This is a genomic window from Desulfonatronovibrio magnus (genome assembly GCF_000934755.1).
GTDB classification, from domain to species: domain Bacteria; phylum Desulfobacterota; class Desulfovibrionia; order Desulfovibrionales; family Desulfonatronovibrionaceae; genus Desulfonatronovibrio; species Desulfonatronovibrio magnus.
Window position 1 is genome coordinate 78,137 of the sequence record NZ_JYNP01000024.1, and the last position, 16,693, is coordinate 94,829.

9 protein-coding genes, 2 tRNA genes and 3 rRNA genes are annotated in these 16,693 nt (G+C 45.1%); 12 read left to right on the top strand and 2 right to left on the bottom strand.

Annotated elements, in window-relative coordinates; all coding sequences use genetic code 11:
* Positions 1–3: 3 nt before the first annotated feature.
* The 4 genes from clpB to hemC all read left to right on the top strand — a co-directional run bounded on the left by clpB (position 4) and on the right by hemC (position 5,787).
* On the top strand, positions 4–2,610 hold the full coding sequence (clpB, locus tag LZ23_RS03535; RefSeq protein ID WP_045211634.1) for an ATP-dependent chaperone ClpB: 2,607 nt from the start codon (positions 4–6) through the stop codon (positions 2,608–2,610).
* Between the two features lie 390 nt (positions 2,611–3,000).
* Positions 3,001–4,056 (top strand): DUF1786 domain-containing protein, encoded by a 1,056-nt coding sequence (locus LZ23_RS03545; protein ID WP_157493093.1) that lies wholly within the window; start codon positions 3,001–3,003, stop codon positions 4,054–4,056.
* Between the two features lie 155 nt (positions 4,057–4,211).
* Positions 4,212–4,598, top strand: coding sequence for an acyl-CoA thioesterase (locus LZ23_RS03550; protein WP_045211668.1), 387 nt, complete (start codon positions 4,212–4,214; stop codon positions 4,596–4,598).
* Positions 4,599–4,857: 259 nt separating this feature from the next.
* Positions 4,858–5,787: a hydroxymethylbilane synthase gene (gene hemC, locus LZ23_RS03555; protein ID WP_045211640.1), complete on the top strand. Its 930-nt coding sequence runs from the start codon at positions 4,858–4,860 to the stop codon at positions 5,785–5,787.
* On the opposite strand, the gene LZ23_RS03560 is transcribed toward hemC, so the two are convergent.
* Positions 5,778–6,344 (bottom strand): HDIG domain-containing metalloprotein, encoded by a 567-nt coding sequence (locus LZ23_RS03560; RefSeq protein ID WP_045211642.1) that lies wholly within the window; start codon positions 6,342–6,344, stop codon positions 5,778–5,780. The genes hemC and LZ23_RS03560 overlap by 10 nt on opposite strands.
* Before the next feature lie 733 nt (positions 6,345–7,077).
* On the opposite strand from LZ23_RS03560, the gene htpX reads away from it, so the two are divergent.
* The 3 genes from htpX (at position 7,078) to pabB (ending at position 10,437) form a co-directional block, all read left to right on the top strand.
* Positions 7,078–7,968, top strand: a complete 891-nt coding sequence (htpX, locus tag LZ23_RS03565) for a protease HtpX (protein WP_045211643.1) — start codon at positions 7,078–7,080, stop codon at positions 7,966–7,968.
* Positions 7,969–8,168: 200 nt separating this feature from the next.
* Positions 8,169–8,615 carry a TspO/MBR family protein gene (locus LZ23_RS03570; RefSeq protein ID WP_045211645.1) on the top strand — a complete coding sequence of 149 codons (447 nt, stop codon included), beginning with the start codon at positions 8,169–8,171 and terminating at the stop codon, positions 8,613–8,615.
* A gap of 79 nt (positions 8,616–8,694) precedes the next feature.
* Entirely contained in the window at positions 8,695–10,437 is a 1,743-nt protein-coding gene (pabB, locus tag LZ23_RS03575) for an aminodeoxychorismate synthase component I (protein ID WP_045211646.1), read from the top strand.
* Positions 10,438–10,444: 7 nt separating this feature from the next.
* Here the strand turns inward: pabB and msrB are convergent, their stop codons facing one another.
* Positions 10,445–10,903, bottom strand: a complete 459-nt coding sequence (gene msrB / locus LZ23_RS03580) for a peptide-methionine (R)-S-oxide reductase MsrB (RefSeq protein WP_332308257.1) — start codon at positions 10,901–10,903, stop codon at positions 10,445–10,447.
* A gap of 595 nt (positions 10,904–11,498) precedes the next feature.
* Between msrB and LZ23_RS03585 the strand changes: the two genes are divergently transcribed.
* From LZ23_RS03585 to rrf, 5 genes are all read left to right on the top strand, one after another.
* Positions 11,499–13,055 (top strand): 16S ribosomal RNA (locus LZ23_RS03585).
* A gap of 73 nt (positions 13,056–13,128) precedes the next feature.
* Positions 13,129–13,207: transfer RNA gene (locus tag LZ23_RS03590), tRNA-Ile, on the top strand.
* A gap of 24 nt (positions 13,208–13,231) precedes the next feature.
* Positions 13,232–13,307, top strand: a tRNA-Ala gene (locus LZ23_RS03595).
* 205 nt (positions 13,308–13,512) lie between these two features.
* Positions 13,513–16,517: ribosomal RNA gene (locus LZ23_RS03600) — 23S ribosomal RNA — on the top strand.
* Between the two features lie 39 nt (positions 16,518–16,556).
* Positions 16,557–16,671 (top strand): 5S ribosomal RNA (rrf, locus tag LZ23_RS03605).
* The 16S, 23S and 5S rRNA genes sit together here with 2 tRNA genes alongside, the layout of an rRNA operon.
* Positions 16,672–16,693: the final 22 nt, after the last annotated feature.

A 16,693-nucleotide genomic window follows, 5' to 3' on the forward strand; every position in this document is an offset into this window, starting at 1 on the left:
ACTATGGATCTAAATAAATTTACTCAAAAATCACAAGAAGCCATGTCCATGGCTCAGGAAACTGCGCTGCGCAGCAGTCATCAACAGGTTGATGTTGAGCATCTGTTCAAGGCTTTGCTGGAGCAGGACAATGGGCTGGCTCCCAAGATTCTTCAGCATGCCGGGTATAACACTGCTGAAGTGCTTAAAAGCATTGAAGAGAAGCTTAGCAAAGTTCCCAGGGTCAGTGGTCCAGGAACCCAGCCTGGTCAGATATATATCACACAGAGACTAAACGGACTGCTTCTCAAGTCACAAGATCTGGCAGGAAGCATGCAGGACGATTACGTCAGTGTAGAGCATATCCTGTTGACTATTATGGATGAATCACCTTCAACTGGTGCCGGAAAGGTCATAAGTGAATTAAAGCTGGATAAAAATAAAATTTTGTCTTCATTGAATCAGGTCCGGGGCAACCAGCGTGTTACCTCAGCGCATCCTGAGGATACCTATGATGCATTGAAGAAATACGGCCGTGACCTGGTGGAAGAAGCAAGGGCGGGTAAGCTTGATCCTGTAATCGGCAGGGACAGCGAAATAAGACGCTGTGTGCGAATACTTTCCAGGCGAACCAAAAACAATCCTGTTTTGATTGGCGAAGCTGGTGTTGGAAAAACAGCTATTGCTGAAGGGCTTGCCCAGAGAATTCTTAACAAGGATGTTCCTGAAGGGCTTAAAGATAAAACAGTTTTTGCCTTGGATATGGGCGCACTGATTGCGGGGGCAAAGTACAGAGGTGAGTTTGAAGAAAGGCTTAAAGCTGTTCTTAAAGAAATTCAAAAGTCAGAAGGGCGTATCCTTTTGTTTATTGACGAAATTCATACCATTGTCGGTGCAGGCAAGGCAGAAGGCGCAATGGATGCAGGCAATCTTCTCAAACCCATGCTGGCCAGGGGGGAATTGCATTGTGTTGGTGCCACCACAATCGATGAATACAGGAAATATATTGAGAAAGATCCTGCCTTAGAGCGAAGATTTCAGCCTGTAATGGTGGATGAACCAAGTGTTGAGGACACAGTTTCAATATTAAGAGGACTCAAGGAGCGCTTTGAGGTGCATCATGGGGTGCGCATAAGCGACAGTTCATTAGTGTCTGCGTCAGTCCTGTCTCACAGATATATTTCTGACAGGTTTTTGCCGGATAAGGCAATAGACTTGATTGATGAGTCTGCTGCCAAGATTAGAAGTGAAATTGACTCCCTGCCCACTGAGCTTGATGAAATAAACAGAAAAATAATGCAGCTCGAAATTGAGCAGGAAGCTTTGAAAAAGGAAAAGGATGACGCATCCAGAGACCGCTTAGAAAAGCTGGCGAGAGAACTTGCAGAGCTTAGAGAAAGTCAGACAGCCCTTAAAACCCAGTGGGACCGGGAAAAAGGTGCCATTAACTCCTTGCGGGGGCTTAAAGAAAGCATTGAAAAAACCAGGTATGAAATTGAAAATGCTGAAAGGGCTTATGATTTGAATCGTGCTGCAGAACTCAGATACGGCAAGCTTAACCAGCTGGAAAAAGAACTTGCTGAAAAGGAAGCAGATCTCACAAGGCATACAGATGGTAAAACTCTTCTCAAGGAAGAGGTTGGTCCGGATGACATCGCGGAAATCGTTTCCAAGTGGACGGGCATACCTTTATCTAAGCTGCTGGAGGGTGAGAGGGAAAAACTGCTGAAGCTTGGCGATATTCTTCATGAAAGAGTTATTGGCCAGGATGAAGCAGTGGATGCCGTTGCTGACGCAGTGCTTAGAGCAAGGTCAGGACTAAAGGACCCCAACCGGCCCATAGGTTCTTTTCTTTTTCTTGGTCCTACTGGAGTAGGTAAGACTGAATTGACCAAAACCCTGGCTCATAATCTGTTTGACACCGAAGAAAACATGATCCGCATTGATATGTCTGAGTATATGGAAAAACATACGGTTGCCAGGTTGATTGGTGCTCCTCCAGGCTACATCGGTTATGATGAGGGCGGACAGCTGACAGAGGCGGTGCGCAGAAAACCTTACAGTGTTGTGCTTTTTGATGAGGTTGAAAAAGCACACATGGATGTCTTCAATGTTTTGCTTCAGATTATGGATGACGGTCGATTGACTGACAGCCAGGGGCGAACCATTGATTTTAAAAATACTGTTATTATTATGACCTCAAACCTTGGGTCTCAGTTTTTGCTGGAGGGCATTTCAAGGGAGGGTCAACTCAGAGAAGAAACCCGGGATCAGGTGATGGGCACTGTAAGGTCTCATTTCAGACCTGAATTTCTAAACAGGATAGACGAAATTGTAATGTTTAAACCCTTGTTACTGGAAGAAATTGAAAAAATTATTGATCTTCTTGTTGCTCATATCCAGTCTCGGCTTGATGAGCGTAAAATTGAGCTTGATTTGTCTCAGGAGGCCAAGGAGTTTATAGCGAGAGAAGCTTACGACCCGGTTTATGGTGCTCGCCCTCTCCGACGATACCTCCAGCAGAAAATTGAAACTCCTCTGGCCAGGGAAATAATTTCCGGAAGGTTGCTGGATGGTCAAAAGGTACTTGTGGAAATGGAGGATTCAAGTCTTAAAATTTCCACTCAATAAACTCTGGACAAGACAGGGACAAAAAGGGCAGGTTTAGGCCTGCCCTTTTTGTCTTTTTTGAAGAGTTTTATCATCGCCACCCGGGATCTAACATGCAAGTAGTTCATGTACTCGAATTTTCAGGTTATTCGCAAGTAGTGACTTTGAAATTTGTATCTGTTTAGCGCTTTGGATGTGGCACGGCTTCCTGCCCGGAGGCATACAGCCCGGAGGGGGACTGGCTCTTCCGGGACCCACTTGTCCCAAAAATGAGTCATTTTGAGCACAAATTGATGATCAAGTGGGTCCCGGAGTGCCTGTCCCCTGCTTTCCTTAAAAGCGCTAAGCAGATACTGAAATTTAACTGACACTGCAGATAATCCTTGGAAATTAGTCTGACTGGAGGATGTTTTGAACTTTGAGCAAAAGAGTATCCTGTGCTTAGATATAGGCAGTGGAACTCAGGATGTACTGTATTTTAGACCTGATATAGAGCTGGAAAATTGCCCGAAATTTGTTCTGCCTTCACCAGCGATGCGTATCGCTGATAAAATAAAAAGATTGCATCAGGCTGGAAAAAAAATATTTTTTTATGGCCAAAATATGGGCGGTGGCTTTTACAGGTCTTTGAAGCAATGTCTCGATACAGGACTAAAAGGTGCTATTCACCCTGAAGCAGCTTTTTCCCTGTCAGACAGACTCGATTGGGTGAGAGGGACAGGGCTTGAAATTCATGAAGAGTGCCCCGAAGGATATTGCCCGGTTTATCTTGCTGACTATGATCCAGGTTTCTGGGAAACATATCTTGCCATGTCCGGCCTGGAATATCCGGAAATGATCCTTGCATGCGCCCAGGATCATGGTTTTCATCCTGACAGCAGCAACAGGCTCGGAAGATTCAAAATCTGGAAAAAGTTTCTGCTGGACCATGACGGTCATATAGAAAAGCTTATTTTTTCAAAACCTCCTGATGAAATGACCAGACTGATAAGTTTAAGAGAGTCCATTGGTGCCGGATGGGTAGCGGATACCGGTTCAGCCGCATTTCTTGGTGCCATTTTCGTTAAGGAGGTAGAAAAACTTTCTCATCAACGAGGGATTTGCGTTGTAAACGTTGGCAACAGCCATGCAATAGCTTTTCTTGCCTTCCAAAACCGGGTACATGGTATAATGGAACATCACACCGGTCTTTTAAATGGACAAAAGCTCTGGAAACAGTTATCTTTATTTAAGCAAGGGCAATTAAGCAACAAGGATATCTTTGACGATAATGGGCATGGGTGCCTGGTATTAGATTCTGCACAAGGGCTTGACTTCACTCCAACCTTTGTGCTGGGACCAAAGCGGAAATTATTAAAGGATTTTGATTGTGAATTTTTGTGCCCCGGTGGAGATATGATGCTGGCCGGGTGCTTTGGTCTTCTTAAGGGGTGTTATCTCAACACAGCAGGGACATTAGAAAAATAAGCAAGCTTGTAAGTATTGGATTCTTGCAACCTCCACTCTTTTCAAATATTTTTCAGCCTTTCTGCCAAAAAAGTGAAGAGAGCTCTATTTTTCAAGAGCAACTTTATAAGTGGCGTAGTTTTTTAAAAGTTTTTTCCAAGCGTGAGGCCTTTTCAATGAACAACTATACACTTGTCCGCCCTGAACATTTGAATCATCATGGTTTTTTGTTTGGTGGAATGATGCTTAAATGGGTGGATGAGTTTGCATGGCTGGCAGCAAGCAAAGAGTTTCGCGGTTGTAAACTGGTGACAGTTGCCATGCATGAAATCAGGTTTGCTCATCAGGTGCCTCTTGGATCAATCCTGAGGTTTAATATCGAATTTGTCAGGCAGGGAGTAACATCAGCTACTTACAGCGTTGCTGTTTATTCTGACGAACCTGGAGCAAATCAGGAAAAATATGTTTTTGCCAACGATATAACCTTTGTCAGGGTCAGCGATCAGGGGCAAAAACTTGAACTACCGCCAAGGAAAGCTTTTATACCTTGTGATACAGCATAAATATGCCTAATTTCAGGTTTAAACTTGACAGCTGAAGGCTGAAGGCTGAAGGCTGACGATTGAAGGTATTGATCATTAGATTTTTAGACTTTAGACTTTGGACTTTGGACTTTGGACTTGGGGCTTTGAACTTGGGGCTTTGAAATCTTGTAGAAATATTAAATTTACCTTTCTTTGTCGCAGGCTTTCAATAGTATCTCTACAGTCAGTGTAAAATAAGTAAACGGAATAAATTTATTACCATCAGAGCAGATATTATATGAAAAAGATCGTCATTGCCACAAGAGGCAGCAAGCTTGCTTTATGGCAGGCAGAGCATATTTCCTCACGTCTCCAGGGACGATATCCTGGGCTGGATGTCGAGTTGCTCAAAATCAAAACTACTGGTGACAAGATTCTGGACGTTCCTTTGGCCAAAGTTGGTGGCAAAGGGTTGTTTGTTAAGGAAATTGAGGAGGCCATTCTTGATGGCAGGGCGCATATTGCAGTTCACAGCATGAAAGATGTACCTGCTGTTTTGCCTGAAGGTTTAAAACTTGGCATTATTCCAAAGCGAGAATCCAGATACGACCTGCTGTTATCAGAAAAGTATCAGGATCTCGGTTCAATGCCTGATGGAGCAGTTGTAGGTACATCAAGCCTCAGACGACAGGCACAGCTGCTTCATTTAAGGCCTGATCTTAAGATAGAAATGTTGCGGGGCAATCTGGATACCAGACTCAACAAGCTCAAAGAAGGTCTTTACGATGCCATTATTGTTGCAGAGGCAGGCATGAAAAGGCTTGGTTTTAATGCAACCTTTGAAAGTGAGCTTGCACCGCCATACTTTCTCCCTGCAGTAGGTCAGGGTGCCCTTGGCATAGAGTACCAATCCAATAAACCTGAAATGGATGAGTTGTTGGGATTTATGGACCATTCCAGCACCAGGTATTGTGTAACCTGTGAAAGGGCTTTTCTGGCTGAACTGGAAGGCGGATGTCAGGTTCCCATTGCCTGCCTGTGTATTCAGGAAAATAATCGAATCTACGCTACTGGTCTTGTTTCTGACATAAAAGGTGTTACCGTAATACGCCGCACCAAGACTGGCAAGCCCAAAGATGCTCATAAAATAGGTGTTGAGCTTGCCAGGAAAGTACTTGATGGCGGCGGTCGAGAGATACTTGATGAAGTTTATGCGTGTCAGCCTTGATCGTTGAAACCAAGTTCCTTGGACACAGATTGCATGGCTGTGATGGAAAGACTCAAAAATTCATTTAGATCCAGACCAATGTTTTCATGCTCCCTTATAGTATCTCTATTCACTGAGGCAGCAAAGGCCTTATCCTTCATTTTTTTCTTCAAACTTTTGGGCTTCATGTCCTGCAAACCATTGGGGCGGACCAAACCAGCTGCCATGATCAAACCAGTTACAGTTTCGCCGCAACGTAGGGCATAGTCAAATTCTGTGGCCGGTGTGCCGGAGTTGTTCATTTCAGCTGCGTGCAGCCTTATGGCTGAAACACTGTAGTCAGGCAGTTTTCCTGAGAGCATTTGTGCGCTTTTCTCTCCATGCATTGAAGGCTCATCTGCTGTCAATGTGTAGTCAAGGTCGTGCAGTAAACCAGTCAGCCCCCACTCATGCTCATTATGGCCGAGTTTTTTGGCCAGTTCACGCATAACTGCCTCTGTGGCAATAGAATGCTTGATCAGATTATCCTCTTTCAGGTGCTCATGGAGGATTTCAACGGCCTCATCCCTGGTGATCATATTTCATCTCCTTTCTTTAATGTGTTAAGCTTAGTATGCATGGAGCTTTATATAACAGCACTCAACGCTTTTGGATTGCAAAGACTTGATTTCAAGCTGTAAGGTTGTATTACAATCAATCTGCTTACAGGTTATCCTATATGAGGTAAAAAAACAAGAAGCTTCTAAGTAACTAAAACCAAATAAGTAATAAATTCAAAGTATTATGGTTTTGCCATACAGATTACTTCGGTCGCTTAGGCTCCCTCGTGGGTGACAAGTTTTCAGCAACTACATCCCTGACAGCTCAGCTGTCATTGCGAGCGAGTCTTCGAGCGCGGCAATCCTTGTTGCGAGCGAAGCGAAGCAATCTCGTGTTAAGGTTGATTTTTTAGTTACTCACACGTTCGGTCCCGGTCCGCCCGGGTGAGACGCTTGCAAGTTAGAGTCAAGCGTCTAAAAATATTGACAATCAGCTTTACCTGCATAATAATTAAAAGCTTATATGTTGCATTTTTTTTATCATCTTGATTTGTAGCTGCTCAACAGAATTTGTAAGAATTTGTACATCTCAGGAGTATTTAGTGCTGTCAGCTCAAGATCTTGCATGAATATGGCAATGTGATGTTTTTCTCTTATGTCTTGAAAGACGTAAATATGATACTTTTTTGTTGGCAGATTACAAGTTAAAAACCGTGACAATTAAAATAAATATAAAAAAACATAAAACAGAAATATCTGGAGGAATTTGAAGATGAAGAGAGTTTTTTTGTTTCTTGCAACTAACATAGCAATTTTAGCAGTATTGTTTGTTGTGCTCAATTTGTTAGGAGTCACCGGTATACTGGATGAGCAGAGAGTTGGCATAGATTATTCCAGCCTGCTCATTTTTGCTGCTGTACTTGGTTTTGGAGGTTCTTTCATTTCATTGGCTATCTCTAAGTGGATGGCCAAGCGCCTTACTGGTACCAGGGTAATCACACAACCCGCTAACGAACTCGAAAACTGGTTGATCAGGACAGTAAGACAACAAGCGCAAAGGGCAAATATAGGTATGCCCGAAGTAGGCATTTTTGATTCAGAAGTACCTAATGCATTTGCCACAGGAATGAGCAAAAATAAGGCTCTTGTTGCTGTTAGTACCGGCCTGCTTAGAACTATGAATCAAGACGAGGTTGAAGCTGTGCTGGCACATGAGGTCAGTCATGTTGCAAATGGGGATATGATAACCCTGACTCTCATTCAGGGTGTTGTGAATACTTTTGTAATTTTTATTTCCAGGATTGTTGGTCATTTTGTTGATCGTGTAATCTTTAAAAATGAGGAAGGGCATGGTATTGGTTTTTTTGTTGCCAGTTTAGTGTCTCAAATAGTTTTTGGTATTCTGGCCAGCACAATTGTACTGTGGTTTAGCCGTCAGCGGGAATTTCGAGCTGATGCTGGCGGGGCAAGGTTAGCTGGCACTGAAAAAATGGTATCTGCTCTGGAAAAGTTGAAAAAAGCCATCCATGAGCCCTTGCCTGATCAAATGTCATCTTTTGGAATAAATGGAAAATCTGAAGGTTATGACTGGAAAGCCCTCTTTATGAGCCATCCACCTCTTGATAAGCGTATTGCCGCTCTAAAGGGTCAGCTTCATCGTTAACCAAAAATCTTGAATGGGCTGCGATTTGGTGTTGAAGCTACAGTGCAGCCCTTTACTATCCATGTGTCATAACAGTTATGAATTAGTAATAGTTTAGACTTTTGGTAAATCCAGTCCTGTGCTACACCCAAAAGTCTAAACTGTTATAATTTTTTAAGTCGCTTTAATATTAATGAAAATTAAACCCTGGTAATATCCTAATGAAAGCACTCCTGGTCTTTCTAAGTATGGTTTTTTTAACATCCCTGTTTGGAGCTTTCTTCAGACCCGGCCCATGGTACGACGAATTAATAAAACCTGCTTTGACTCCCCCTGGATGGATTTTTACTCCTGTATGGCTCACCTTGTATGTTATGATTGCCATATCTGGATGGTTAACCTGGATTAAGACCAGAAGCATAAAAAATAAGGCTATGCTCACATGGGGTTTGCAACTTGTAACTAATGCTATGTGGTCAATGTTGTTTTTTGGCTTGCAGAGCCCGCTTATAGCTTTTTTTAATATATTTATTCTATTGATTCTGATAGTTTTATATATTAAATACTCGTATCCAGTAAGTAAAAAAGCATCACTTCTATTTGTTCCCTACGCCCTGTGGGTCGGCTTTGCTGCGTATTTGAATCTTGGACTGGTTATACTTAACTGAATGCAAAACAAGATCTGTTTTCTATCTTTTAATTCAAGACTTTGATTTTCTTGCCTGATATTGGTGTTTAAGGATTGATATGCATAAACATTCCATTCAAAACCATCAGGCAGTCATCAGAGTTTACCCTCAAAATACCTGGCTTTTGTTTGAGAATCCCGTCGGTTTTATACAATCGTATTGTGCCGCAGAGGTTTTTGACTGCCTGTTAGAGATTGATGATCTTGTTCAAAACAAAGGTAAGTATGCTGCGGGATTCCTATCCTATGAGTCATCGCCAGCTTTTGATCCTTGCTTCAAGGTAAAAACTGGTGATAAATTTCCTCTTTTGCGGTTTGGTATATTTGACACAGTCAGAGCGCTGCACAGGCTTGTCTGTGACAGGCAGCAGGGGGCTTTCCCTGCATGGCGGACTAACACTGACTTCGCTAATTACCAGTCTCGCATACAATCCATAAAAAATCTGATTGAGGCAGGTGAATCATACCAGATTAACTATACACTGCGCCTTTATGCCAGGTTTGCTTGTGATCCATGGCAATTTTTTGTTAACCTTGCTCTTGCCCATGACCCACCATACGCTTGCTATTTAGACTACCCTGACTTTTCTGTTTGCAGTTTCTCTCCTGAGTTGTTTTTCCAAATGGATAAAGAAAAACTTATTTCCAGACCCATGAAGGGGACCGCGCCTCGTGGTTTGGTTGCCTGGGAAGATGACATGCTTGCCAGACAGCTGCAAAGATGCACAAAGAACATGGCCGAAAATGTTATGATCACTGATATGGTTCGCAATGATTTTGGACGTATTGCAGAGCCCGGGAGTGTAGAAACAAGCTCCCTCTTTGGAGTGGAAAAGTATCCTACTGTATGGCAGATGGTCTCAGAGGTGACTTGCAAATCTAAAGCTAACATTCCAGCTGTTTTTAATGCACTTTTTCCACCGGCTTCCATTACAGGTGCCCCTAAAGCTGCTGCTATGGATATCATTGCTCGACTTGAAACTGCTCTTAGAAAAATTTATACAGGAAGCATTGGATATATGGGACCTGATCGTCAGTGTCAGTTTAATGTTGCTATCAGAACGGTATTGGTTGATAAAAAAAATAACTCCGCTGAATATGGAGTAGGAGGTGGAATAGTCTGGGATTCAGACGCCCATTCTGAATGGCAGGAGTGTAAAATTAAAAGTCAGGCTCTTTACAGGATCCGTCCAGAGTTCAATCTTTTTGAGTCAATTCTCTGGACTCCTCAGGGAGGATACCACCTTCTCGGAGCACATCTTGCCAGACTCAAAACCTCGGCGCACTTCTTTAAATTCAACTTTGACATGTTAAAGGTCAAATGCACTCTGCACGAATTTGTTGAAAGTCTAATCAGTGCTTGCAAGGTAAGGCTTGAACTGAGTAAATCAGGCCATGTTATAATTGAACAAAAGCCAATAATGGGTCTGCCTGACGTAATTAATGTCAGTCTTGCAAAAGAAGCAGTCAGCTCCTCAAACGTCTTTTTATACCACAAAACAACTTGCAGAGAAGCTTATGAAAAAGCTGAACCCAGGAAGAAATCAGCTCACGATATAATTTTGTGGAATGAAAAAGGTGAAGTGACTGAGACCACAATAGCTAATCTTGTGCTTGATTTTGGTGAAAGACTTTATACTCCACCAGTTAAGTCAGGCTTGTTGCCAGGGACTTACAGACAATTTCTTCTTTCATCAGGTATTATTCAGGAAAAAATAATATCAGTAAGTGAATTGCAATTTTGTAAAAGAATATATCTTGTAAACTCAGTCAGAGGATTTATGAAAGGAGCTTTGGTTTGATGTATGATCAAGTCTGCTCAGATTTATCCTGAAAGAGGTACATGTATTCCCCATACCCTTGTTCAACCATTTCAGATTTGTGTATAAAGCGCAAAGCTGCCGAATTGATACAATAGCGACGCCCTGATTTGCCCGAGCCATCGTCAAACACGTGGCCTAAATGCGAATCAGCAAGCCTGCTTCTCACTTCAATCCTTAAGGAACGAAGAGAGTTGTCCTCATGCTCGGTAACATTTTCCTCTGATACAGGCATGGTAAAACTCGGCCAGCCTGTGTTAGAATCAAATTTATGAGTGGAGCTGAAAAGAACTTCTCCAGAGACGATGTCTACATATATGCCTTCTTCATGATTATTCCAGTACCTATTATTGAATGGAGGCTCAGTCCCGTTTTCCTGGGTTACAAAAAATTCCTCTGGAGTTAGTTCTTTTCTAAGTTTATTTTTTTTAGGCTTTATGAAAGGCATAATCATTCCTTTAGAATGGATGGTTTTAGAACCATGTTAGCTCCTCACCGGGGCGGCCCGGGACCGAACCAGCGAGTAACTTTAGGATACTGTCACTTTTCTAAATTGGTACAGTACCCGTGCCAAGCTGTCACAGTCTGGTTATAAATCTAAAAATATCTATGACCTATCACACAAGTTTATATTTTTACCGAGTACCACCGTCCAGGCACACTTATTATTTATACAGAAAAAATCCTTACAGGGCAATGGTTAACCTCAATTCCTGATTGATAAATTAATTATTTTGAAAAAGATATTTTTTTTGTTGACAAGTCTGTAACAAGCATTTAAATACTCTCTTCCCGGCTCGGAAGGGTCGGGTTTGTTTTTTTGGAGGGTTCAATATAATTTTTCAGTTTTTTAGAAAAAAGAAAAATAAAGATTGACAAAGTAGCTGGGGACGATTAATTATATTTGTTTCCGCGAGGATGTTCCTTGACAATTAAATAGTGAGTCAGCCAAATAATCCAGTAGGTTTTTTTTGAAATAGGAAGAAGCTTACGGGTCCAAATTAGTTTTGTAGAGTTATGTATATATAGCTTTCTAGTTATTTTAACTGGAGGGTTTGATTCTGGCTCAGAATGAACGCTGGCGGCGTGCCTAACACATGCAAGTCGAGCGAGAAAGAGAGCTTCGGCTCTTGAGTAAAGCGGCGCACGGGTGAGTAACGCGTGGATAATCTGCCTTAAGGACCGGGACAACTTTGCGAAAGCGGAGCTAATACCGGATGGTCTGCATTTGTTTATTACATATGTAGTAAAGGATGGCCTCTGATTTAAGCCATTGCCTTGAGATGAGTCCGCGTCTCATTAGCTAGTTGGTGGGGTAAGAGCCTACCAAGGCGACGATGAGTAGCTGGTCTGAGAGGATGATCAGCCACACTGGAACTGGAACACGGTCCAGACTCCTACGGGAGGCAGCAGTGGGGAATATTGGGCAATGGGGGCAACCCTGACCCAGCAACGCCGTGTGAGGGAAGAAGGTTTTCGGATCGTAAACCTCTGTCAGAAGGGAAGAAGTGCATGCCAAGTAATATGTGGTATGTTTGACGGTACCTTCAGAGGAAGCACCGGCTAACTCCGTGCCAGCAGCCGCGGTAATACGGAGGGTGCGAGCGTTATTCGGAATTACTGGGCGTAAAGCGCGCGTAGGCTGCGCGGCAAGTCAGATGTGAAATCCCCGGGCTCAACCTGGGAATTGCATTTGAAACTGCCGTGCTTGAGTGAGGTAGAGGGTGGCGGAATTCCCGGTGTAGGAGTGAAATCCGTAGATATCGGGAGGAACACCAGTGGCGAAGGCGGCCACCTGGGCCTTTACTGACGCTGAGGTGCGAAAGCGTGGGTAGCAAACAGGATTAGATACCCTGGTAGTCCACGCTGTAAACGATGGATACTAGGTGCTGGGATAGAATTTCGGTGCCGTAGCTAACGCGTTAAGTATCCCGCCTGGGGAGTACGATCGCAAGGTTGAAACTCAAAGAAATTGACGGGGGCCCGCACAAGCGGTGGAGTATGTGGTTTAATTCGATGCAACGCGAAGAACCTTACCTGGACTTGACATCCTGCGAATTTTGTAGAGATACGAAAGTGCCCTTCGGGGAGCGCAGAGACAGGTGCTGCATGGCTGTCGTCAGCTCGTGCCGTGAGGTGTTGGGTTAAGTCCCGCAACGAGCGCAACCCCTATTCTTAGTTGCCATCAGGTAAAGCTGGGCACTCTATGGAGACTGCCGAGGTTAACTCGGGGGAAGGTGGGGACGACGTCAAGTCATCATGGCCCTTACGTCCAGGGCTACACACGTACTACAATGGTGGGGACAGAGGGCAGCGAGACTGCGAGGTGGAGCTAATCCCAAAAACCCCATCACAGTTCGGATTGCAGTCTGCAACTCGACTGCATGAAGTTGGAATCGCTAGTAATCGCGGATCAGCATGCCGCGGTGAATACGTTCCCGGGCCTTGTACACACCGCCCGTCACACCACGAAAGTTGGTTCTACCCGAAGCCGCCGGGCTAACTCGCAAGAGAGGCAGGCGTCCACGGTAGGGCTGATAATTGGGGTGAAGTCGTAACAAGGTAGCCGTAGGGGAACCTGCGGCTGGATCACCTCCTTTACGGAAAGAATAAGGCTGACTCACTATTTAACATCAAGGAACATTTTTAATGATCAGTGACATATAATCAATCGGGCCTATAGCTCAGTTTCGGTTAGAGCGCACGCCTGATAAGCGTGAGGTCGGTGGTTCAAGTCCACCTAGGCCCACCACGCATCAGGCCAAGTAGGCTAAATGGGGGTGTAGCTCAGCTGGGAGAGCGCCTGCCTTGCACGCAGGAGGTCATCGGTTCGATCCCGTTCACCTCCACCAGTTAAACGGCGTTGGAAGATTGATTATGTAGTTATTAGAGTTTCATGTTTTTTATTATATGTAATGATGCAAAACATGGAGCTTTAATAGAAGTTCCTTGACGCAGATAGTAAGGTGTTTGGTCATGATTAAACGCATGGTTCAAGCTTAAGGTCTGCAGGTTCATTGACAGTTAAATAGGGGTAAGTTTTTTTAAGTAAGTAAAGGTTAAGATATTAAGGGCAATTGGTGGATGCCTTGGTGCCAAGAGGCGAAGAAGGACGTGGAAGGCTGCGATAAGCCACGGTGAGCCGTCAAACAGGCTTTGACCCGTGGATTTCCGAATGGGGCAACCCACCTGAAGTAATGTTCAGGTATTCCCACTTAGTGGGAAGGCGAACCCGGGGAAGTGAAACATCTCAGTACCCGGAGGAGAAGAAATCAAGAGAGATTCCCTAAGTAGCGGCGAGCGAACGGGGATTAGCCCAAACCCCGCACTTACTTTATGACCGACTGTTGAGTTTAATAATATAAGCATGTCGGTAATAAAGTAAGTGCGGGGGGTTGTAGGGCCTCAATATAGTGATTCATTAGTAGATAGAGGAATTATCTGGGATAGGTAAGCCATAGAAGGTGAAAGCCCTGTACTCGAAATCGAAAGTGACGCTAAGAGGTACCTGAGTACCACGGGGCACGTGAAACCCCGTGGGAATCTGGGAGGACCATCTTCCAAGGCTAAATACTCCTTGGCGACCGATAGCGAACTAGTACCGTGAGGGAAAGGTGAAAAGAACCCCTGTTAGGGGAGTGAAATTAGAACCTGAAACCAATTGCCTACAAGCAGTTCGAGCCTGTTTTCGGACGGGTGAGAGCGTGCCTTTTGCATAATGAGCCAGTGAGTTAATTTAAAGTGCGAGGTTAAGCCGTGGAGGTGTAGCCGTAGCGAAAGCGAGTCTGAACAGGGCGATAAGTACTTTGGATTAGACCCGAAGCCGAGTGAGCTATCCATGGGCAGGGTGAAGCTTGGGTAAAACCAAGTGGAGGCCCGAACCAGTAAAGGTTGAAAACTTTTTGGATGACCTGTGGATAGGGGTGAAAGGCCAATCAAACTCGGTGATAGCTGGTTCTCCCCGAAATATATTGAGGTATAGCCTCGGATGTTCACTTGCGGAGGTAGAGCACTGAAAGGGCTAGGGGCCCCACCAGGTTACCAAACCCTATCAAACTCCGAATGCCGTAAGTTTAAAGTCCGGGAGTCAGACTACGGGTGAGAAGGTCCGTGGTCGAAAGGGAAACAGCCCAGACCGTCGGCTAAGGTCCCTAAATATGTGCTAAGTGGGAAAAGAGGTGGGACTACTCAGACAGCCAGGAGGTTGGCTTAGAAGCAGCCATCCTTTAAAGAAAGCGTAATAGCTCACTGGTCTAGTGGTTCTGCGCTGAAAATGTACCGGGGCTCAAGCACATTACCGAAGCCACGGGTGCCATGTTTACATGGCGCGGTAGGGGAGCGTTCTCTAATGGGAAGAAGGCAGATCGTAAGGTCTGTTGGACTTAAGAGAAGTGATTATGCTGGCATGAGTAACGATAAAACGGGTGAGAAACCCGTTCGCCGTAAACCCGAGGTTTCCTGGGTAAAGCTAATCTGCCCAGGGTTAGTCGGCCCCTAAGGCGAGGCTGAAAAGCGTAGTCGATGGGAAACAGGTTAATATTCCTGTACCTGCTGATTGATCGTTTGAGTGATGGGGGGACGCAGGAGGGTAGGTCATCCGGGTGTTGGACATCCCGGTTCAAGCCAGTAGGCTGAAGATTCAGGCAAATCCGGATCTTCGTTAAGGCCAAGAGGTGATGACGAGTCTTTATAGACGGAAGTGACTAATCCCATGCTGCCAAGAAAAGCCTCTAAGCGAGATCAATTAGTGGACCGTACCGCAAACCAACACAGGAGGGTGGGGAGAGAATCCCAAGGCGCTTGAGATAACTCTAGCTAAGGAACTCGGCAAAATGACCCCGTAACTTCGGGAGAAGGGGTGCTTCTTTTGGTGATTGAATTTACTTTATGAGCCAGGGGAAGTCGCAGCGAAATGGCGGTGGCGACTGTTTACTAAAAACACAGGTCTCTGCGAAGTCGCAAGACGACGTATAGGGACTGACACCTGCCCGGTGCCGGAAGGTTAAGGGGAGATGTTAGGAGCAATCCGAAGCATTGAACCGAAGCCCCGGTAAACGGCGGCCGTAACTATAACGGTCCTAAGGTAGCGAAATTCCTTGTCGGGTAAGTTCCGACCTGCACGAATGGTGTAACGATCGCCGCACTGTCTCGGCTAGAGACTCAGTGAAATTGAAATCTCGGTGAAGATGCCGAGTACCCGCAGAAAGACGGAAAGACCCTGTGCACCTTTACTACAGCTTGACATTGGACTTTGGGCTATGATGTGTAGGATAGGTGGGAGGCTTTGAAGCAGTCACGCTAGTGATTGTGGAGCCATCCTTGAAATACCACCCTTTGTATTCTAGAGTTCTAATCCCGACCTGTGAAGCCAGGCGGGAGACATTGTCTGGCGGGTAGTTTGACTGGGGCGGTCGCCTCCTAAAGAGTAACGGAGGCGTGCAAAGGTTCCCTCAGGCTGATTGGAAACCAGCCGTTGAGTGCAAAGGCATAAGGGAGCTTGACTGTGAGAGAGACATCTCGAACAGGAACGAAAGTTGGTCTTAGTGATCCGGTGGTTCCGCATGGAAGGGCCATCGCTCATCGGATAAAAGGTACGCCGGGGATAACAGGCTGATCGCGTCCAAGAGTTCACATCGACGACGCGGTTTGGCACCTCGATGTCGGCTCATCACATCCTGGGGCTGGAGCAGGTCCCAAGGGTACGGCTGTTCGCCGTTTAAAGTGGTACGCGAGCTGGGTTTAAAACGTCGTGAGACAGTTTGGTCCCTATCTTCTGTGGGCGTAGGAGACTTGAGAGGGTCTGTTCCTAGTACGAGAGGACCGGGATGGACGATCCTCTAGTGGGCCTGTTGTCGCGCCAGCGGCACAGCAGGGTAGCTATGATCGGTACGGATAACCGCTGAAAGCATCTAAGCGGGAAGCCAGCCTCAAGATAAGGTCTCCCTTCATATCTTCGGATGTGACTGAAGGACCCTGGAAGACTACCAGGTAGATAGGCCGGAAGTGTAAGCATGGCGACATGTTCAGCTAACCGGTACTAATAGTCCGTGAGTCTTAACCTAACTATTAAAAAACTTACCCTTATTAACTATACATTTTGTTTCGGTGGCCATGGCGGAGGGGTCACACCCGACTCCATTTCGAACTCGGAAGTTAAGCCCTCCAGCGCCGATGATACTTGGGGGCTACCCCTGGGAAAGTAGGTCGCTGCCGGAACATCTCTTAAATGCCTTAAGGC

Coding starts and splice junctions, on each gene's coding strand:
- clpB (WP_045211634.1), top strand. CDS start 4: ATGGATCTAAATAAATTTACTCAAAAATCACAAGAAGCCATGTCCATG.
- LZ23_RS03560 (WP_045211642.1), bottom strand. CDS start 6,344: ATGATCACCAGGGATGAGGCCGTTGAAATCCTCCATGAGCACCTGAAA.
- LZ23_RS03550 (WP_045211668.1), top strand. CDS start 4,212: ATGAACAACTATACACTTGTCCGCCCTGAACATTTGAATCATCATGGT.
- hemC (WP_045211640.1), top strand. CDS start 4,858: ATGAAAAAGATCGTCATTGCCACAAGAGGCAGCAAGCTTGCTTTATGG.
- LZ23_RS03570 (WP_045211645.1), top strand. CDS start 8,169: ATGAAAGCACTCCTGGTCTTTCTAAGTATGGTTTTTTTAACATCCCTG.
- msrB (WP_332308257.1), bottom strand. CDS start 10,903: ATGCCTTTCATAAAGCCTAAAAAAAATAAACTTAGAAAAGAACTAACT.
- pabB (WP_045211646.1), top strand. CDS start 8,695: ATGCATAAACATTCCATTCAAAACCATCAGGCAGTCATCAGAGTTTAC.
- htpX (WP_045211643.1), top strand. CDS start 7,078: ATGAAGAGAGTTTTTTTGTTTCTTGCAACTAACATAGCAATTTTAGCA.